The sequence below is a fragment of the Streptomyces sp. P9-2 genome (genome assembly GCF_051903975.1).
In the GTDB taxonomy this organism is placed as follows: domain Bacteria; phylum Actinomycetota; class Actinomycetes; order Streptomycetales; family Streptomycetaceae; genus Streptomyces; species Streptomyces cellulosae.
On sequence record NZ_CP192633.1, the window covers coordinates 854,640 to 872,682 of the forward strand.

The 18,043-nt window shown below is 73.2% G+C and carries 15 protein-coding genes; 10 read left to right on the forward strand and 5 right to left on the reverse strand.

The window, feature by feature from the left end; all coding sequences use genetic code 11:
* Positions 1-199: 199 nt before the first annotated feature.
* From ACQY0Z_RS04005 to ACQY0Z_RS04025, 5 genes are all read left to right on the forward strand, one after another.
* Positions 200-1,426, forward strand: coding sequence for a sensor histidine kinase (locus ACQY0Z_RS04005; protein WP_439811836.1), 1,227 nt, complete (start codon positions 200-202; stop codon positions 1,424-1,426).
* Positions 1,427-1,536: 110 nt separating this feature from the next.
* Positions 1,537-2,901: a sensor histidine kinase gene (locus ACQY0Z_RS04010; RefSeq protein ID WP_189898947.1), complete on the forward strand. Its 1,365-nt coding sequence runs from the start codon at positions 1,537-1,539 to the stop codon at positions 2,899-2,901.
* Positions 2,902-3,368: 467 nt separating this feature from the next.
* Positions 3,369-4,028, forward strand: coding sequence for a LuxR C-terminal-related transcriptional regulator (locus tag ACQY0Z_RS04015; RefSeq protein ID WP_276607560.1), 660 nt, complete (start codon positions 3,369-3,371; stop codon positions 4,026-4,028).
* 174 nt (positions 4,029-4,202) lie between these two features.
* On the forward strand, positions 4,203-6,134 hold the full coding sequence (locus ACQY0Z_RS04020) for a 2-oxoacid:acceptor oxidoreductase subunit alpha (RefSeq protein WP_439811837.1): 1,932 nt from the start codon (positions 4,203-4,205) through the stop codon (positions 6,132-6,134).
* The gene (locus ACQY0Z_RS04025; RefSeq protein ID WP_439811838.1) at positions 6,127-7,185 is read left to right on the forward strand and encodes a 2-oxoacid:ferredoxin oxidoreductase subunit beta; all 1,059 of its coding nucleotides are present in this window, start codon (positions 6,127-6,129) and stop codon (positions 7,183-7,185) included. The genes ACQY0Z_RS04020 and ACQY0Z_RS04025 overlap by 8 nt, the downstream gene beginning before the upstream one ends.
* Before the next feature lie 75 nt (positions 7,186-7,260).
* Here the strand turns inward: ACQY0Z_RS04025 and ACQY0Z_RS04030 are convergent, their stop codons facing one another.
* Positions 7,261-8,484: an FG-GAP-like repeat-containing protein gene (locus ACQY0Z_RS04030; protein ID WP_439811839.1), complete on the reverse strand. Its 1,224-nt coding sequence runs from the start codon at positions 8,482-8,484 to the stop codon at positions 7,261-7,263.
* A 220-nt stretch (positions 8,485-8,704) separates the two neighbouring features.
* Between ACQY0Z_RS04030 and ACQY0Z_RS04035 the strand changes: the two genes are divergently transcribed.
* The 3 genes from ACQY0Z_RS04035 (at position 8,705) to ACQY0Z_RS04045 (ending at position 11,305) form a co-directional block, all read left to right on the forward strand.
* Positions 8,705-9,559 (forward strand): SDR family oxidoreductase, encoded by an 855-nt coding sequence (locus tag ACQY0Z_RS04035; protein WP_439811840.1) that lies wholly within the window; start codon positions 8,705-8,707, stop codon positions 9,557-9,559.
* 167 nt (positions 9,560-9,726) lie between these two features.
* The gene (rarD, locus tag ACQY0Z_RS04040; RefSeq protein ID WP_439811841.1) at positions 9,727-10,785 is read left to right on the forward strand and encodes an EamA family transporter RarD; all 1,059 of its coding nucleotides are present in this window, start codon (positions 9,727-9,729) and stop codon (positions 10,783-10,785) included.
* 46 nt (positions 10,786-10,831) lie between these two features.
* A complete protein-coding gene (locus tag ACQY0Z_RS04045; RefSeq protein ID WP_189903318.1) occupies positions 10,832-11,305 on the forward strand; it encodes a VOC family protein in 474 nt (157 codons plus the stop codon).
* 13 nt (positions 11,306-11,318) lie between these two features.
* Here ACQY0Z_RS04045 and ACQY0Z_RS04050 read toward each other — a convergent pair whose 3' ends face one another.
* Complete coding sequence (locus ACQY0Z_RS04050; RefSeq protein ID WP_439811842.1) at positions 11,319-12,824, reverse strand: tetratricopeptide repeat protein; 1,506 nt, start codon at positions 12,822-12,824, stop codon at positions 11,319-11,321.
* Positions 12,825-12,983: 159 nt separating this feature from the next.
* Here ACQY0Z_RS04050 and ACQY0Z_RS04055 point away from each other — a divergent pair, with 159 nt between their 5' ends.
* Together ACQY0Z_RS04055 and ACQY0Z_RS04060 are read left to right on the forward strand one after the other, a co-directional pair.
* Positions 12,984-13,490: a DUF6668 family protein gene (locus ACQY0Z_RS04055; RefSeq protein ID WP_189903314.1), complete on the forward strand. Its 507-nt coding sequence runs from the start codon at positions 12,984-12,986 to the stop codon at positions 13,488-13,490.
* A complete protein-coding gene (locus tag ACQY0Z_RS04060; RefSeq protein WP_439811843.1) occupies positions 13,487-14,638 on the forward strand; it encodes an amidase family protein in 1,152 nt (383 codons plus the stop codon). The genes ACQY0Z_RS04055 and ACQY0Z_RS04060 overlap by 4 nt, the downstream gene beginning before the upstream one ends.
* 66 nt (positions 14,639-14,704) lie before the next feature.
* Here ACQY0Z_RS04060 and ACQY0Z_RS04065 read toward each other — a convergent pair whose 3' ends face one another.
* Genes ACQY0Z_RS04065 through ACQY0Z_RS04075 form a run of 3 tightly spaced genes read right to left on the reverse strand, consistent with a single transcriptional unit; the run spans position 14,705 to position 17,864 of the window.
* Positions 14,705-15,592, reverse strand: coding sequence for an ABC transporter permease (locus ACQY0Z_RS04065; protein ID WP_189903310.1), 888 nt, complete (start codon positions 15,590-15,592; stop codon positions 14,705-14,707).
* Positions 15,579-16,586: an ABC transporter ATP-binding protein gene (locus ACQY0Z_RS04070; protein WP_254585602.1), complete on the reverse strand. Its 1,008-nt coding sequence runs from the start codon at positions 16,584-16,586 to the stop codon at positions 15,579-15,581. The genes ACQY0Z_RS04065 and ACQY0Z_RS04070 overlap by 14 nt, the downstream gene beginning before the upstream one ends.
* A gap of 42 nt (positions 16,587-16,628) precedes the next feature.
* A complete protein-coding gene (locus ACQY0Z_RS04075; protein WP_189903308.1) occupies positions 16,629-17,864 on the reverse strand; it encodes a LolA family protein in 1,236 nt (411 codons plus the stop codon).
* Positions 17,865-18,043 lie beyond the last annotated feature (179 nt).

An 18,043-nucleotide genomic window follows, 5' to 3' on the forward strand; every position in this document is an offset into this window, starting at 1 on the left:
CTGTGCCCTGCCCTTGATCCGTGCCGGTGAACGCCGAACGCCACGGTCCGACGATCCGTACGCACGGGAGTCTAGGCCCTGATAAAGGCACGGTAAGCAGGCCCGTCGGGGCTTGGCACCCGGGGGTGGGGTTTTCCTCAGTTCAGGTTGGCGGTCCGCCTCATGGCGCGGGCCCCCCGGCGCCCGGCAGGCTAGGCCCATGACCGAACCGATCCCGCAGCCGGCCGGACCGGGCGACCGCCCGCCGCCGGCCCGCTTCGCCTACGACGCGCACACCTGGAAGGAGATCGCGCATCTCCTGACGAACCTCCCGGTGTCGCTCGTCGGCTTCGTCTACACGGTGACCGCGCTGTCCGTCGGTGTGGGCCTGACCGTCACGGTGATCGGTCTGCCGCTGCTCGCGCTCGGCCTGGCGGGGGCGCGGCAGTTCGGCCGGTTCGAGCGGGCGCGCGCGAGGGCGATGCTCGGGGTGCGGGTGGACGAGCCGAGCCCGCTGCCGTGGCGGAGGTCCGGCGGGTTCTGGCCGGGGCTGTGGCAGGCGGTCAAGGACCCGGTGGGCTGGCGGACGTGCCTGTACACGCTGATACGGATGCCGTGGGGCGTCGTCACCTTCACCGTCTCGCTGACCGGGCTGTTCGTGCTGTGGCCGGTGCTGGCGTTCGTGGTGCGGGTGATGGCGGACGTGGACCGGGCGATGGTGCGGGGCCTGCTCTCGCCGTCGGACGAGCTGGAGAAGCGCATCGCGGAGCTGGAGTCGGACCGCGGTGTCGTGGTGGACACGGCGGCCGCGGACCTGCGCCGCATCGAGCGGGACCTGCACGACGGGGCGCAGGCCCGGCTGGTGAACCTGGCGATGGGGCTGGGCCTGGCCAAGGAGAAGCTGCTGGAGGACCCGGACGCGGCGGCGTCGATGGTCGAGGAGGCGCACGGCGAGGTGAAGCTGGCGCTGCAGGAGCTGCGGGACCTGGCGCGCGGCATCCACCCGGCGGTCCTCACCGACCGGGGCCTGGACGCGGCCCTGTCGTCGGTCGCCGCGCGCTGCACGGTGCCGGTGGCGGTCACCGTCGACCTGGAGGAACGGCCGGCGCCCGCGATCGAGGGCATCGCCTACTTCACGGTCTCGGAGCTGCTGCAGAACGTCAGCAAGCACAGCCGGGCCCGGTCGGCGTCGGTGGAGGCGTGGCGGTCGGAGAACCGGCTGTTCCTCCAGGTGCGGGACGACGGCGTGGGCGGGGCGAGCCTCGACGGCGGTACGGGCATGAAGGGGCTGGCCGAGCGGCTGGGCGCGGTGGACGGGCTGTTCGTCGTGGACTCCCCCGAGGGCGGTCCGACGACGGTGACGGCGGAGCTGCCGTGGCGGGACCGCTCCGGCACGCCGGCCGGTAAGGCGCCGGGGAAGGGGGCGTCCGCCCGCGGCCGCAGGTAGGGAAAACCCCCCTCCGAAGACTGCGACGGCCTTCATTCCCCGCCGACCTGCGGCGCAGCACTCTGGTGGTACGACAGCACAGCCGCCGGACGAGGAGAAGGACGACGCCGATGGCCACGGAGTACGGACAGGGCTACGGGCTCCCCACCGGGCCCGGACACGCGCAAGGCGTGGGGGGACGGCGGCACCGGATGCCTGCGGCGCTGCGGGCGCCGGTCGAGGGGCGCGCCTGGCGGGAGCTGGCCTATGTGCTGCTGAGCCTGCCGATGAGCATCCTGCTGTTCACCTACGCGGTCACCATGGTGTCGCTGGGCGCGGGTCTGCTGGTGACGTTCCTCGGGGTGCCGGTGCTGGCGGCGGCGCTCGCCGGGTGCCGGGGCATCGGGGCGGTGGAGCGGGCGCGGGCGCGCGGGCTGCTCGGCCTCGACGTGGGCGAGCCGGAGCCGCTGCGGCTGAAGCGGCAGGGGTTCATGGGATGGATCGGGGCCGTGCTGAAGAGCGGCGCCTCATGGCGGGCGCTGCTGTACTCGGTGCTGCAGCTGCCGTGGGCGGTGCTGTCCTTCGCGGTGACCGTCACCTTCTGGTCGGTGGGCTGGACGCTGGTGACATACCCGCTGTGGTTCTGGGTGCTCCCGATGTACGCGGGCCAGGACGGCATACAGCTGTACGGCGACGAGCAGCACGCGATCTACCTGGACAACCCGTTCGAGATCGCGGTGACGGCGGGCGTGGGTCTGCTGTTCACGCTGGCCACGCCGTGGCTCGTGCGGGCGCTGACGACGGTGGACCGGGGGATGGTGCACGGGCTGCTGGGCCCGTCGCGGCTGGCGACCCGGGTCGTGGAGCTGGAGTCGGACCGCGGGGTCGTGGTGGACACGGCGGCGGCGGACCTGCGGCGCATCGAGCGGGACCTGCACGACGGGGCGCAGGCACGGCTGGTGAACCTGGCGATGGACCTGGGCCTGGCGAAGGAGAAGCTGCGGGAGGACCCGCGGGCCGCGGCGCGGATGGTGGACGAGGCGCACGGCGAGGTGAAGACGGCCCTGCAGGAACTGCGGGACCTGGCCAGGGGCATCCACCCGGCGGTCCTCACCGACCGCGGTCTGGACGCGGCGCTCTCGTCGGTCGCCTCGCGGTGCACGGTGCCGGTGCAGGTGGAGGTGGACCTGTCGGAGCGGCCGGCGCCGGCGATCGAGGGCATCGCCTACTTCACGGTCTCGGAGCTGCTGCAGAACGTCAGTAAGCACAGCCGTGCGACCTGGGCGGCCGTGGAGGTGTGGCGGTCGGAGGACCGGCTGATGCTCCAGGTGGTGGACAACGGCGTGGGCGGCGCGGACCTGTCGCGCGGTTCCGGGCTGGCGGGTCTGGCGGAGCGGCTGGACGCGGTGGACGGGATCCTCGTGGTGGACTCGCCGGAGGGCGGTCCGACGAGGGTGACGGCGGAGCTGCCGTGGCGTGCGGAGCGGGCGCGATGACCGCGGGGTGAGGAGCGGTGCGGCGGACGGACGTACGGGCGGGTGCGGGCCCCCGAGGGGTGCGCACCCGCCCGGTGACGCGCGCCGGTGCCGGGCCCCGCGGCCCGGAGCCGCGGCGTGATCCGCCGGACCGGGCCAGGGCGGGCCGGGGGCGGGTCCGGGCGGGACCACGGGCTGCAGCCGGCGGATCGCCCGCCGAACGCCCGGAGGGCGGACCCGGGGCGGACCCGGGCGGACCCGGGGCGGACCCGGGCAGACCCGGGGCGGACCCGGGCAGACCCGGGCAGACCCGGGGCGGACCCGGGCAGACCCGGGGCGGCCGGCGCGCGCGATGACGACACCCCCCCCGATCGCGTCGCCCCGGCCCGTCCTCCCCCGGATGCTGAAATGCTGGACCCGACGGCCGGGCCCGCCACAAGGGCGGGCCCGGAGCAGTGCTTTGGGGGGACGAGGACGTGGAGGACAAGGTGCGGGTGGTCATCGCCGAGGATTCGGTGCTGCTGCGGGAGGGCCTGACCCGGCTGCTCACCGACCGGGGGCACGAGGTGGTGGCCGGGGTCGGCGACGGGGACGCGTTGATCAGGACGGTGGACGACCTGGCGCGGCAGGACCAGCTGCCGGACGTGGTGGTCGCCGACGTGCGGATGCCGCCGACGCACACCGACGAGGGCGTACGGGCCGCGGTGCAGCTGCGCAAGAGCCATCCGGGTGTCGGGGTGCTGGTGCTGTCGCAGTACGTGGAGGAGCGGTACGCCACCGAGCTGCTCGCCGGGTCCAGCCGGGGCGTCGGCTATCTGCTGAAGGACCGGGTGGCCGAGGTGCGCGAGTTCGTGGACGCGGTGGTCCGGGTGGCCCAGGGCGGCACGGCACTGGACCCGGAGGTGGTGGCGCAGCTGCTGGGCCGCAGCCGTAAGCAGGACGTCCTGGCGGGGCTCACCCCGCGCGAGCGCGAGGTGCTGGGGCTGATGGCGGAGGGGCGGACGAACTCGGCGATCGCGCGGCAGCTGGTGGTGAGCGACGGCGCGGTGGAGAAGCACGTCAGCAACATCTTCCTGAAGCTGGGGCTGTCCCCGAGCGACGGCGACCACCGGCGGGTCCTGGCGGTGCTGACGTACTTGAAGTCCTGAGGGGACGGCGGGAACTCCTGAGGGTCCGGGGGCGGGCGTCTCGGCTCCATGTCCACCATCTGGATCGTTCACTCGAATCCTTCAGGGTAAGCACCCCTCTCGGTCGTAGGGTTTATGCGGGGAAGGCCTGCGGGAAGGCCGTCCCGGACAGCCGCCTCGAGGAGGTCCAGTTCAGTGACCAGCCAGGTCAGCAGCCCAGCGGAGCAGGCCGACGGAACAGTCGTAGGAGAGCAGCGCACAGCGGCGGGAACGAAGGGCGTCCGCCGGCTCGACCGAGTGATCATCAGGTTCGCGGGGGACTCGGGTGACGGGATGCAGCTCACCGGTGACCGTTTCACCTCGGAGACCGCGTCCTTCGGCAACGACCTCTCCACGCTGCCGAACTTCCCCGCCGAGATCCGCGCCCCCGCCGGCACCCTGCCGGGTGTGTCGTCGTTCCAGCTGCACTTCGCCGACCATGACATCCTCACGCCCGGTGACGCGCCGAACGTGCTGGTGGCGATGAACCCGGCCGCGCTGAAGGCGAACATCGGCGACCTGCCGCGCGGGGCGGAGATCATCGTCAACACCGACGAGTTCACCAAGCGGGCGATGCAGAAGGTCGGCTACGACGCCAGCCCGCTGGAGGACGGCTCGCTGGACGGCTACCACCTGCACCCGGTGCCGCTGACCACGCTGACGGTGGAGGCGCTGAAGGAGTTCGACCTCACCCGGAAGGAGGCCGAGCGCAGCAAGAACATGTTCGCGTTGGGTCTGCTGTCGTGGATGTATCACCGGCCGACGGAGGGGACGGAGAAGTTCCTGCGGTCGAAGTTCGCGAAGAAGCCGGACATCGCGGCGGCGAACATCGCGGCGTTCCGGGCGGGCTGGAACTTCGGGGAGACGACGGAGGATTTCGCGGTCTCCTACGAGGTGGCGCCGGCGGCGGCGGCGTTCCCGCCGGGCGTCTACCGCAACATCTCCGGGAATCTGGCCCTGTCGTACGGGCTGATCGCGGCCTCGCGTCAGGCGGACCTGCCGCTGTTCCTGGGCTCGTATCCGATCACTCCGGCCTCGGACATCCTGCACGAGCTGAGCCGGCACAAGAACTTCGGTGTGCGCACGTTCCAGGCGGAGGACGAGATCGCCGGGATCGGGGCGGCGCTGGGGGCGGCGTTCGGCGGGTCGCTGGCGGTGACCACCACCTCCGGTCCGGGTGTGGCGCTGAAGTCGGAGACGATCGGGCTTGCGGTGTCGTTGGAGCTGCCGCTGCTGGTGGTGGACATCCAGCGTGGCGGCCCGTCGACCGGGCTGCCGACGAAGACGGAGCAGGCGGATCTGCTGCAGGCGATGTACGGCCGTAACGGTGAGGCGCCGGTGCCGGTCGTCGCCCCGCGCACGCCGGCGGACTGTTTCGACGCGGCGCTGGAGGCGGCGCGGATCGCGCTGGCCTACCGCACCCCGGTGTTCCTGCTCTCGGACGGGTATCTGGCCAACGGCAGCGAGCCGTGGCGGATCCCGGAGCTGGAGGAGCTGCCGGATCTGACGGTGCAGTTCGCGCAGGGCCCCAACCACACCACCGCCGACGGCGCGGAGGTGTTCTGGCCCTACAAGCGCGACCCGCACACCCTGGCCCGCCCCTGGGCGGTCCCGGGGACGCCGGGATTGGAGCACCGGATCGGGGGGATCGAGAAGCAGGACGGCACCGGGAACATCTCCTACGACCCGGCCAACCACGACTTCATGGTCCGTACCCGCCAGGCCAAGGTCGACGGCATCACCGTGCCCGACCTCGACGTGGACGACCCGGACGGCACCGCCCGCCTGCTCGTGCTCGGCTGGGGCTCGACGTACGGGCCGATCACCGCGGCGGTACGGCGCCTGCGGAAGGCCGGGCAGCCGGTCGCGCAGGCCCACCTGCGCCACCTCAACCCCTTCCCGAAGAACCTCGGCGAGGTCCTGCGCGGATACGACAAGGTGGTGATTCCCGAGATGAACCTCGGGCAGCTCGCCACGCTCATCAGGGCGAAGTACCTGGTCGACGCCCGCTCGTACAACCAGGTCAACGGCATGCCGTTCAAGGCGGAGCAGCTCGCCGCGGCGCTGAAGGAGGCCATCGATGACTGACGCCGAGACGCTGCTCCAGCTCGTGCCGAAGGCCGAGGGCAGGCAGACGATGAAGGACTTCAAGTCCGATCAGGAGGTGCGCTGGTGCCCGGGCTGCGGTGACTACGCCGTGCTGGCCGCCGTGCAGGGCTTCATGCCGGAACTGGGCCTGGCCCGGGAGAACATCGTGTTCGTCTCCGGCATCGGCTGCTCCTCCCGCTTCCCGTACTACATGAACACCTACGGGATGCACTCCATCCACGGCCGCGCCCCCGCCATCGCCACCGGCCTCGCCACCTCCCGCCGCGACCTGAGCGTGTGGGTCGTCACCGGCGACGGCGACGCGCTGTCCATCGGCGGCAACCACCTCATCCACGCCCTGCGCCGCAACGTCAACCTCAAGATCCTGCTGTTCAACAACCGCATCTACGGCCTCACCAAAGGCCAGTACTCCCCCACCTCCGAGGTCGGCAAGATCACCAAGTCGACCCCGATGGGCTCGCTCGACGCGCCCTTCAACCCCGTCTCGCTGGCCATCGGCGCCGAGGCGTCCTTCGTCGCCCGCACCGTCGACTCCGACCGCAAACACCTCACCGAGGTGCTGCGCCAGGCCGCCGGCCACCCGGGCACGGCGCTGGTGGAGATCTACCAGAACTGCAACATCTTCAACGACGGCGCCTTCGAGGTCCTCAAGGACCGTCAGCAGGCCGAGGAGGCGGTGATCCGGCTGGAGCACGGGCAGCCGATCCGCTTCGGCTCCGACGCCTCCAAGGGCGTGGTCCGCGACCCGGCCACCGGTGACCTGAAGGCCGTCGCCGTCACACCCGGCAACGAGGCGGACATCCTCGTCCACGACGCCCACAACCCGTCCCCGACGACCGCGTTCGCCCTGTCCCGGCTCGCCGACCCCGACACCCTGCACCACACCCCCATCGGCGTGTTCCGCTCCGTCGACCGGCCCGTCTACGACACCCTCATGGCCGACCAGCTCGACACCGCCGTCGACCAGCACGGCAAGGGCGACCTCGCCGCACTCCTCGCCGGCGGCGACACCTGGACCGTCGTCGGCTGAGCACCGAGACGCGAGAGACGCGAGAGGGCCCCGGCATCCACAACGGTTGCCGGGGCCCTGTCCCGTCAAGCCGGGTCAGCAGAAGTCGCTGAGGCCCCACCACTCGCTGTCGGTCCGCTGGGGTCCGTACAGAGTTCCGCCGGCCCGGCCGCGATAGGTGATCAGCTGGCCCAGCTGGCCCGCGACGCCATCGATCCTGTACTTCTCGTTGGTCACGGTGGCCAGGTCGGGACGCCCGTCGCCACTGAAGTCACCGACCGGGATCAGGTGCTCCATCGTGTTCCAGCCGCCGCTGCCGACGAGCTTGCGGGCGCCGAGCCGGACGGTGGAGGTGCCCGGGTACAGCCACAGCTTGCCGGTGGCCTTTTCGCGGGCGTACAGGTCGGGGCGGCCGTCGCCGGTCACGTCGCCCATGCCGGCCAGGGCGTTCATGCCGTTCCAGCCGCCCGAGCCGATCTGCTTCCGCGCGCCCAGCTTGGAACCGGAGGCGCCCGGGTACAGCCACAGGGCGCCCGTGGACTTCTGGACGGCGATCAGGTCGGAGCGGCCGTCGCCGGTCAGGTCGCCGTAGGCGGTGATGTGGTTCATCGAGTTCCAGCCGCTCGCGCCGAGCAGCTTGCGCCCGCCGAGGGAGCCGGTGCCGGTGCCGGGGTAGAGCCACAGCCTGCCGGTGGCCTTCTCCCGGGCGATGAGGTCCTCGCGGCCGTCGCCGGTGAAGTCGCCGTGCCGGGTGAGGGTGTTCATGGCGTTCCAGCCGCCCGAGCCGATGAGCCGGCCGGTGTCGTCGCCCGGCGTGAACCAGAGGCGTCCGGCCATGTCACGGGTGATGACGTCGGCCCGGCGGTCGCCGTTCATGTCGCCGAAGCCGGCGGCCGTGGGGGACGGCTCGGAGTACCAGCCCGGGTAGGCGGGCCGGTCGCACTCACGCTCGGTGCGGACGAACTTGATGGAGCTGATCGTCGCTGTCGGGGAGCTGCTGTACTCGCCGGGCGTGTTCGGGTCCTGAGGGAAGTAGCCACCCCACGAGTCGTAGTTCATGTCGTCGTACAGGCAGGCGATCAGGCTCGTACGGTTGACGTACGAGCGGATCTTGTCGTCCCAGCTGCCCAGGTCGCCGAGGCTCTTGCTCGTCTTCCACATCGTGCCGTCGGCGCTCTCGCCCGACCACCCGCAGAAGTAGCCGGACGGGCAGTCGTACGAGCTCGCCGCCGCCGGGGCGGCGGTCGCGACGGTGAGGCCGGTGCCGGCCAGCGTGAGGCCGACGAGCGCCGCGACACCCCGCTTGAAACGTTTCCTCATGGACGGGTCCCTCCCGGTGATGCGTGTCCGCTCCTCGCACCCCCCGATTGCGATGCGACGGCTCGCAGGCGGAGGTCGGGAACCCCGCGGCGGCGACACGCGCGAGCGTGATCGTAGAGCACGCCGAAGCGTTTCCGCTCCCCCGGCAGTACACTTTCCAGAAGTTAGCGCCCGTCGTACAGTTAGTGCCTACCCACACATCCCGAGGAGTGGTCGCATCATGAGCATCGTCGTCACCGGAGCCAGCGGGAAGCTCGGCCGTCATGTGGTGGAGCAGCTGCTGGAGAAGGTCCCGGCCGGGCAGGTCACCGCGGTCGTGCGCAGCCCGGAGAAGGTGGCCGACCTCGCGGAGCGCGGTGTGCGGGTCGCGGCCGCCGACTACAACGCGCCGGAGACCTTCGACGGCCTGTTCGCGGCCGGTGACAAGGTGCTGCTGATCTCGGGCAACGAGTTCGACAGGGGCCGGGTGCGGCAGCACTCCGTCGTGATCGACGCGGCCAAGGCGGCCGGCGTCGCCCTGCTCGCCTACACCAGCGCGCCCGGCTCGCTGGCCGCCGCGCTCGCCGACGACCACCGCGGCACCGAGCGGGCGCTGCTCGACTCGGGCGTGCCGTACGTGCTGCTGCGCAACGGCTGGTACCACGAGAACTACACCGAGAACCTGGCCCCGGTGCTGGAGCACGACGCGGTGGTCGCCGCCGCGGGCGAGGGCCGGGTCTCCTCCGCCTCCCGGGCCGACTACGCGGCCGCCGCCGTCGCGGTGCTGACCGGCGAGGGGCACGAGAACACGACGTACGAGCTGGGCGGCGACGAGGCGTGGAGCTTCGCCGAGTACGCGGCCGAGCTGAGCCGGCAGACCGGCCGGGAGATCGTCTACAACCCGGTCACGACCGAGGCTCTCACCGGCATCCTCACCGGCGCGGGGCTGCCCGAGCCGGTGGCGGCCACGTTCGCCGGTGTGGACGCGGCGATCGCGAAGGGCGAGCTGGTGGTCGACAGCGGTGACCTGTCCCGGCTGATCGGCCGCCCGACGACCCCGCTCGCGGAGGCGATCGCCGCCGCGCTGAAGGACTGACCCAGGGCGGGCCCGGACCGTCCGCACCCCCACCCGTCATGACCGTATACCGGTACGGACATGACACGTGGGGGTGTGCGGCGTTACCTTCGTCCGGGTGGGTTCCGCGCGCGCGTCGGCGGTCCCACGGCTGACCAGGGGACGCGTCGGAACACGTTGGAGGGCCCGTGACCGGGAAGCCGGCCGCAGAGCGGCGCACAGGACTGCTGAACGGCTTCGCGGCGTACGGGATGTGGGGACTCGTCCCCCTGTTCTGGCCCCTGCTCAAGCCCGCGGGCGCCGTGGAGATCCTGGCCCACCGGATGGTGTGGTCGCTGGTCTTCGTCGTGGCCGCGCTGGCCGTGGTCCGCCGCTGGGCGTGGATCGGCGAGCTGGTGCGGCAGCCGCGCAAGCTGGCCCTGATCACGGTGGCCGCCGCGGTCATCACCGTCAACTGGGGCGTCTACATCTGGTCGGTCAACTCCGGCCACGTCGTCGAGGCGTCCCTCGGCTACTTCATCAACCCGCTGGTCACCATAGCCATCGGCGTCCTGCTGCTGAAGGAACGCCTGCGGCCCGCCCAGTGGGCCGCCGTCGGCGTCGGCGCCCTCGCGGTCGTCGTCCTCACCGTCGGCTACGGCCGGCCGCCGTGGATCTCCCTGTGTCTCGCCTTCTCCTTCGCGATCTACGGTCTGGTGAAGAAGAAGGTCAACCTCGGCGGCATCGAGTCGCTGGCCGCCGAGACCGCGATCCAGTTCCTGCCCGCCCTCGGCTACCTCGTGTGGCTGGGCGCCCAGGGCGAGTCGACCTTCGGCGCCGAGGGCGCGGGGCACGCGCTGCTGCTCGCCGCGACCGGCATCGTCACCGCGCTCCCCCTCGTCTGCTTCGGCGCCGCGGCGATCCGCGTGCCGCTGTCCACGCTGGGGCTGCTGCAGTACCTGGCGCCGGTCTTCCAGTTCCTGCTCGGCATCCTCTACTTCAAGGAGGCCATGCCGCCCGAGCGCTGGGCCGGGTTCGCCCTGGTGTGGCTGGCGCTCACCCTGCTCACCTGGGACGCGCTGCGCACCGCCCGCCGTGCCGCCCGCGCGCTGTCCGGCCGCCGCACCGGTGCGGGCGACACCGCCGTCACGCCGGGCGCCGGAGGCGCCGTGCCGGTCGCCGCGCCGGTCGCCGCGCCGGTGAGCGAGGCGGTGAGTGAGGCGGAGGCAGAGGCGGAAGCGGCGAAGGCGCCGGCGACCAAGCCGTAGCGCGCGGCGGGACGGCGTTGTCGGTGCCGTCCCCTATAACGGGCGCATGACGCAGACACCTACGCCGGCCACGCCGGTGCACTGGAAGGTCGTCGTCGACACGGCCGACCCGCACGCCCAGGCGGACTTCTGGGCCGCCGCCCTGCACTACGTGGTCGAGGACAACAGCCCGCTCATCGAGAAGCTCCTCGCCGCCGGGGCCGTCCCCGAGTCGCTCACGGTGATGTCGCACGGCCGCCGCGCCTGGCGCGACCTGGCCGCCGTGCGGCACCCCGACGACCCCTACGAGGAGGAGAGCGGCACCGGGCGCGGCCGGCGGCTGCTGTTCCAGCGGGTGCCGGAGGAGAAGACGGTCAAGAACCGGCTCCACCTCGACCTGCACCCCGGCGCCGACCGCCGTGACGAGGAATTGGCCCGGCTGGAAGGGCTCGGCGCCCGGGTGCTGCGGCGGGTGGAGGAGCCCTCCGGGAGCTGGGTCGTGATGGCGGATCCGGAGGGGAACGAGTTCTGCCTTCACTAGACCCCTGCGGGCATCACCCGAGGTCGCGGGCGCGGGTCGTGAGGCGGGCCATGCGGGCGCGGGCGGAGTCCAGCTCCTCCTCCTCGTCGGCGGCGGGGCCGCCCTCGGAGGCCAGCTCGGTCCACAGCGCGATCAGGTCGCCTCCCAGTTCCAGGCCGAGCAGGGGGTCGCGTACTCCGCGCCACGCGGTGGCGGCGCTGCGGACGTTGCCGTAGGCGGCCTCCTCGTCGCCCGCGCGGCGGCAGGCGACGGCGAGGTCAAGGGAGAGCCGGAAGGCGCGCACCGGCTCGCCGGCCAGGTAGGCGATGTACGCGGTCAGCTCCCGTAGGCGCAGCACCTCCGGGTGCTCGGCCCCGAGGGTCTGCACGGCGTGCTCCAGCGTCTCGTCGGCGAGGCGCGCGGCCGTGTCGATGCGGCCCGAGCGCACGGCCTCGTTGATCCGCTCCATCGGGTCGGCGAGGGGGCTGCCCTCGGGTGCGGCGGGCTCGTCGCCCAGCACGGCCTCCGCGACGGCGTCGAAACCGCGCGGCGGGGTGGGGCGGGGGTCCGGGTCGACGGCGAGCGCGGCCTCGAGGTCGCGGTCGGGGGTGCGGGCGGGGGCGGGGGCGGGATCGGTCGTCGCTACGGGCTCGGCGGGGTGCGGGCGCGCCGCCATGTCCGGGGGCGGGCCGAAGACGCCCGTGGACGGTGCGACCGTGCCGGGCGGCGGGGTGACCCTGCGGAGACGGAAGGTGGGCGGGGAGTCGTAGGGGGCCGCGGACCCGGGGGCGGGGCTTCCGGACACGGAGGTGTCGGACCCGGAGGTGCCGGACCCGGAGGTGCCGGACCCGGAGGTGCCGGACCCGGAGGTGCCGGACCCGGAGGTGCCGGACGCCGAAACGGCGCCAGGAGCCGCCGGGGTCCCAGGCTGCCGGGCGTCGAACGGCGGAACGGCGCCCGGAGCCGCCGGGGTCTCAAGCTGCCGGGCGTCGGACGCCGATGCCGGTGCCGGTGCCGGCCAGAGATCTTCCGGTGCCTCCGACTCCGGTACCGGGCGGAGCAGGTGGGTCGGGCGGTCGTTGCCCGGTGCGAAGGGCGGGGACGGGAGCGCCGTATGCGCCCCCTCCGGCGACGGTGCCGGGCCCCGCGGTGCCTCCGGAGCCGGGGCTGTCCCGGAGGACGGCGTCTCGGAGGACGCCTCTTCCCTGTCCCGCTCGCCTCGCAACTGCACCGGCTGTGCCGCGAACGCGCTGGAGCCGTCCGGGGCGACCCGGAGCGGGACGACGTACCCGATGCGCTCGTCGCGCACGGTCGCGTGCACGGCGTGGCCGGTGGCGAGGGCGATGCGGTGCAGGCGGTTCAGCACGGCCTGCTGGATCTCCTCGCCCGGGCCCGCGATCACCCGCACGCCGTCGACGTAGGCGCCCGGCTCGTCCGACCCGTCGGACGGAACGCGGACGTCGACCGGCACCGCCGCACGGTTCGCCGCGTCCGCGGCCTGCTGCTGTTCCCGCTTCTTCTCGCGGCTGAGTCGAGACATCGTTCCCTCATTCGGGTCGTACACCTACCGTCGAGTGTGTCCGCTCGCGCGCGCTGTGCACGTCACCGCGTTGTCACAGGCTCGTCCCAAGGGCTGTCGGCCCCGGTTCCGTACCGGGCGCGGAGCATGGACGATCGACCCGCCGAGCAGGAGAGGGACATGCGAACAGGCACGGGACAGGGACCGGAGATCTGGCTTCGGGGACCGGTGTCGGCACCGGAGGCGGACTCTCCGGGGCCTGCGCCCGCCCGGGCGACGGCCCGGCGTTTCTCCTGGGTCGGTCTGCACGGCGGCGCGGGCGTCTCCACGCTCGCCGCGGTCTACGGTGGCCACGACTGCGGGCGGTCCTGGCCCGGCCCCGACGCCCCGCGTTCGGTGCTGCTGGCCGCCCGCACCCACGCGGCCGGGCTGGACGCGGTGCTGCCGGCCGTCGGCCTGTTCCGGCGCGGTGAGGCGCCGCACGGGCTCGACCTGGACGCCGTCGTCCTCGTCGCGGATGCGCCCGGCCGGCTTCCGCGCCCCCTCGCGCAACGGGTGCGGCTGATCGAGCAACTGATCGACGTGTACCGGGTGCCGTGGGTGCCCGACTGGCGCCTCGGCGACCTGGGCGGCCGGCCGCCGCGCGAGACGGAGCCGCTGGCCCGTCTCACCGGTGCCCTGCGATGAGCGAGGACGGCGCGCTGGAGATCGCGGACGCCGTGTGCGCGGGCGCGCGCCGGGCCGTGGACGTGGCCGGGGAGGCGCTGACGCGGATCGAACGCGCCGATCCGGTGCTGTGCGCGTTCCTCGACGTGTGGGAGGAGGAGGCGCTGCGGCGGGCGGCCGAGGTGGACGCGCGGGTCGCCGCCGGGGAGCGCCCGCCGCTGGCCGGGGTGCCGGTCGCGGTCAAGGGGCGGCGCGGACTGCGCGCGGCGGAACCGCTGCTCGCGGCCGGTGCGGTGGCCGTGGGCGCCACGTCGGTGCCGGGCCCGGGGACGCCCTGGCAGACGTGGGGGCTGGGGGCGCGCGGCCGTACGGTCAACCCGTGGCGGGCGGACCGTACGCCGGGCGGGTCCTCGGCCGGGGCGGCGGTGGCGGTGGCGGCCGGGCTGGTGCCGCTGGCGACGGGCGCGGACGGGGCGGGCTCGGTGCGGATACCGGCGGCGTGGTGCGGGGTGCTCGGGTTGAAGGCCACGGGCGGGCGGTTTCCGTCGGGCGACCCTACGGGGCTGGTGGCGCCGGGGATTCTTGCGCGTACGGGCGCTGACGCGGGTCTGTGGTGGCGGGTCGTTTCCGGGCGGGATCCGTCCGTGCCTTGCTTCCCGCTCACCGCGGTCTGGTCGCCCGATCTGGGGTTCGCCTCCCCCGGCCCGGAGCCTGTCGCTCTCGCGCGGGAGGCGGTCGAGCGGCTGGTCGCGGCGGGGGTGGTGCGGCTTGTGCGGCCACCGGTCGCGTTGTCTCTCCTCGACCCCGGTCCTGCCTGGCTCGCCCTGCGCACCCCGGGTGCGGATTCCGGGGACGCGCGTCGCGTTCGGGCCGTCAACGAGGCCCGGCTGCATACGCTTTTCGGCTGCGCCGATCTGCTGATCACCCCGACGGCTCCCACGTCGCCTCATGGCCACGAGGGGCCCGGTGACGTCTACTCCACCTCGCTGACCTGGGCGTTCAACCTCAGTGGTCACCCGGCGTTCAGCGTTCCGGCAGGTGTCGGGGCCGACGGGTGCCCGGCGGGGGTTCAGTTCGTCGCCGGCCACGATCGTGAGGGGTTGCTGCTCGCAGTGGCGCAGGAGGCGGAACGGCGCGGCGCGGTCACCGCCCTCCGGCCGGCTTCGTGAGGCGGCAGTGCCTTCACCCACCGCTCGGTGGGGGCTGGTCGCGCAGTTCCCCGCGCGCCTGGGTGTCTACGCCGTGACGTCCTTCGTCGTGAACCGCGCCCACGCCGCCGAGCCGAAGACCGCCGCGTACAGGGCCTGGAGCCCCAGGTTCTTCGTCAGGTCGTCCCAGTGGACCGGTTCCCTCATCAGGTCCGCGAACGACAGCCAGTGGTGGGAGAACAGGTACGGGTGCACGGCGTGCAGTTGCGGGATCTGGTCGAGGATCTGGACCGTGATGAGCAGGCCGACCGTGGTGGCCATCGCCGCGATGCCGCTGTTGGTCAGGGTGGAGATGAACAGGCCCAGCGCCGCCACCCCGAGCAGGGACGCCGCGACGACCAGGGCGATCAGCAGGGCGCGGACCAGGCCCTCGGCGAAGGTGATGCTCGTGCCCGAGATGGTGGTCAGGTCGCCCAGCGGGAACAGCAGCGCGCCGACGGCCAGCGCCGAGACGGCGACCACCAGGGTGGCGGCCAGGCAGAACACCATGACCGTCGCGTACTTGGTGAGCAGCAGGCGGGTGCGGCCCGCGGGGGCGACCAGCAGGTAGCGCAGGGTGCCGGCGCCCGCCTCTCCGGCCACGGCGTCGCCCGCGACCACGCCGACCGCCATGGGCAGGAAGAACGGCAGGGTCGCGGCGAGCGCGGTGAAGACCAGGAACAGGCCGTTGTTGGTGATCTGCGAGACGAACGCGGGTCCTCCGCCGCCGCCCCCGGACGAGCCGTCGCCGGTCTCGATCCGTACGGCGATCCCGACCAGCACCGGCACGGCGGCCAGCACGCCCAGCAGGGCGAGGGTGCGCCAGCGGCGGAAGGTGGTGCGCAGCTCGTCCCGGAAGAGGCCGAGGGTCCACAGCGGACGCGCCCGTACGGATGCTTCGGCGACCGGCGCGCTCACCGTCTCAGCCCGCGACATCGAACCCCTCCCCCGTCAGCGCCACGAACGCGTCCTCCAGCGACGCCCGTTCGACCCCGAAGCCGCGTACCCGCACGCCCGCCGTGACCAGCGCGGCGTTCACCTCGGCGAGGTCCCGTTCGGGCGGCTCGGCGCTCACCCGGTCGCCGTCCGCGACGACGTCGGCGAGCCCCTGCTCCTTCAGCACCCGGGCCGCGTCCGCCGGGTCGGGGGTGGTGACCACCAGGCGGCCCCGGGCGCCCGCGGCCAGCTCGGCGACCTGCCCCTGCGTGATCAGCCGGCCGCGTGCCATCACCGCGACGTGCGTGCAGACCTGCTCGATCTCGTCGAGCAGGTGGGAGGAGAGGAAGACGGTCGTGCCGTCGGTGGCGAGTTCGCGGACGAGCCCGCGGATCTCCCGCATGCCCTGCGGGTCGAGGCCGTTGGTCGGCTCGTCCAGCACCAGCAGCCGGCGGGGCCGCAGCAGGGCGGCGGCGAGACCGAGGCGCTGCTTCATGCCGAGGGAGTACGCCCGCGCCTTCTTGCCGGACGCGGCCGTGAGGCCCACCCGGTCCAGGGCGGCGGCGACACGGGCCGCGCGGGTGCGGGGGTCCGCAGTGGGGTCGGCGGCGTCGTAGCGGAGGAGGTTGTCGCGGCCGGAGAGGAAGCCGTAGAGGGCGGGGCCCTCGATGAGGGCGCCGACGTGCGGCAGGACGGCGCGCGCGGAGCGGGGCATGGGGCGCCCCAGCACGTGCGCCGTCCCGGAGGTCGGCTCGATCAGGCCCATCAGCATGCGGATGGTGGTCGTCTTGCCGGAGCCGTTGGGGCCGAGGAAGCCGAAGACGCTGCCCGCCGGGACGGTCAGGTGCAGGTCGTCCACGGCGAGCTGTCCGCCGCGGTAACGCTTGGTCAGCCCCCGGGTGACGACCACCGCGTCACCCTCGGACCGCCCGTCGCGTGCCTGCTCCGTGGCGGACGTCCCGCGCGTCTGCTCCGTGGCGGACGTCCCGTCCATCGGCTCCCCCGTTCCCCTCACGGCGTCGGCGGACTCGGGGACCTACTTCCCCGCCTCGGCCGCCTTCACCAGCGCGTCCCTGGTGACCGTACCCACGTAGACCTTGCCGTCCTCCGTGACGAGGGCGTTGACCAGGCGGGTGCTGAACACCGTGCCCTTGCCGAAGTCGCCCTCGACCTGGTCGCCGAGCGAGCCGAGGAAGCCGCCCAGGTCGCCGCCGACCTCCTCCTCGGTGGGCAGTCCCGCGCCGGCGCCGGTGTCGAACGTGGCGACGGTGTTCCAGCCCTCGCCGAGCATCCGCAGCCCGTCGAGGCCCTTGGCGAGGTCCTCCTCGGACTTCGGGCCGCGCTCCGGCGCCTTGCCGAAGTCGCCGTGGCCGCGGTCCTGTTCGGTGTCCTCGGTCACCTTGGCGCCCTTGGGCGGGGTGAACTCGAACGTGGAGGCGTCCGGACGGTCGAAGCTCACCTTGGTGAAGCCGACGTCCACGACGGCCGAACCGCCGCTCGACGGAGTGAGCGTGAACTTCAGCGGCATGCCCGTCTCGCTGTCCACGGCGATGCTGACGGCGCCGACCGTGGAGCCGGACTGCCTGGGCTCGACCACCAGCCGGTAGGCGTCGCGTCCTGCCACCTGGGCGGTGCCGTCGACCTTCACGGACGTGGTGTCGTCGACCGCCTTCAGGGCCTGCTCCGCCCAGCCCTTCGGGGTGGCCGGGGGCTGCTGCTCGGTCCGCTCCTCGGCGTCCGCCTCGTCGACGGTGGCGTGGTAGACCTCGTTGGACGCGCTGTCGTAGCCCCAGACGTCCTTGCCGTTGTGGATGAGGCTGTACTCGGCGGCGTTCTCCAGCAGGGACAGCTTCTGGCGGTCCGGGCCGTCGGCGGCGACGCGCAGGGTGTGCGTGCCGGACGCCAGCTCGGTGAGCCGGCCGGACGGGTCGGCGGAGGAGCCGCCCTCGCCGTCCTCGCCGCCCGCCGCGCCGGACAGCAGGCCGCTCTCCAGCCCGCCGAGGTTCGGCAGCCCCAGGTCGGTGGTGATCTTCACGGTGCCGGACAGCCGCTCCACGTCCGACTGCGCGATCTTCTCGACGAGCTGCGCGGCGGTGATGTCGGGCAGGTCGGGGTCGCCGGAGTCGGCGAGCGCCGGGACGAGTCCGATCGTCGCGGCCGCCACGCCCATCACGGTGACGGGGACCACGTACCGCGCGGCCTTGCGGCGCCCGGCGCGCGGCTCCACGGCCTCCCCCGCGGTCGTCCTGTCGTCGGTCTCGTTCGGTGCCATGTGTGCCCTCCGTGGTCGGCGGCGGCTTCCGTCCGTGTTCTCGCACCCGTTCGGCCCGGGCCGCCATTCTCACCCGAACCGGTGAGAAGTGGTGTTGTCCGTCGTGGTCCATCTGACCAGATCGGGGGGACGGAATCGTCAGACCGCGGGCTCAACTGCGCGTACTGCTGCGGTATGAC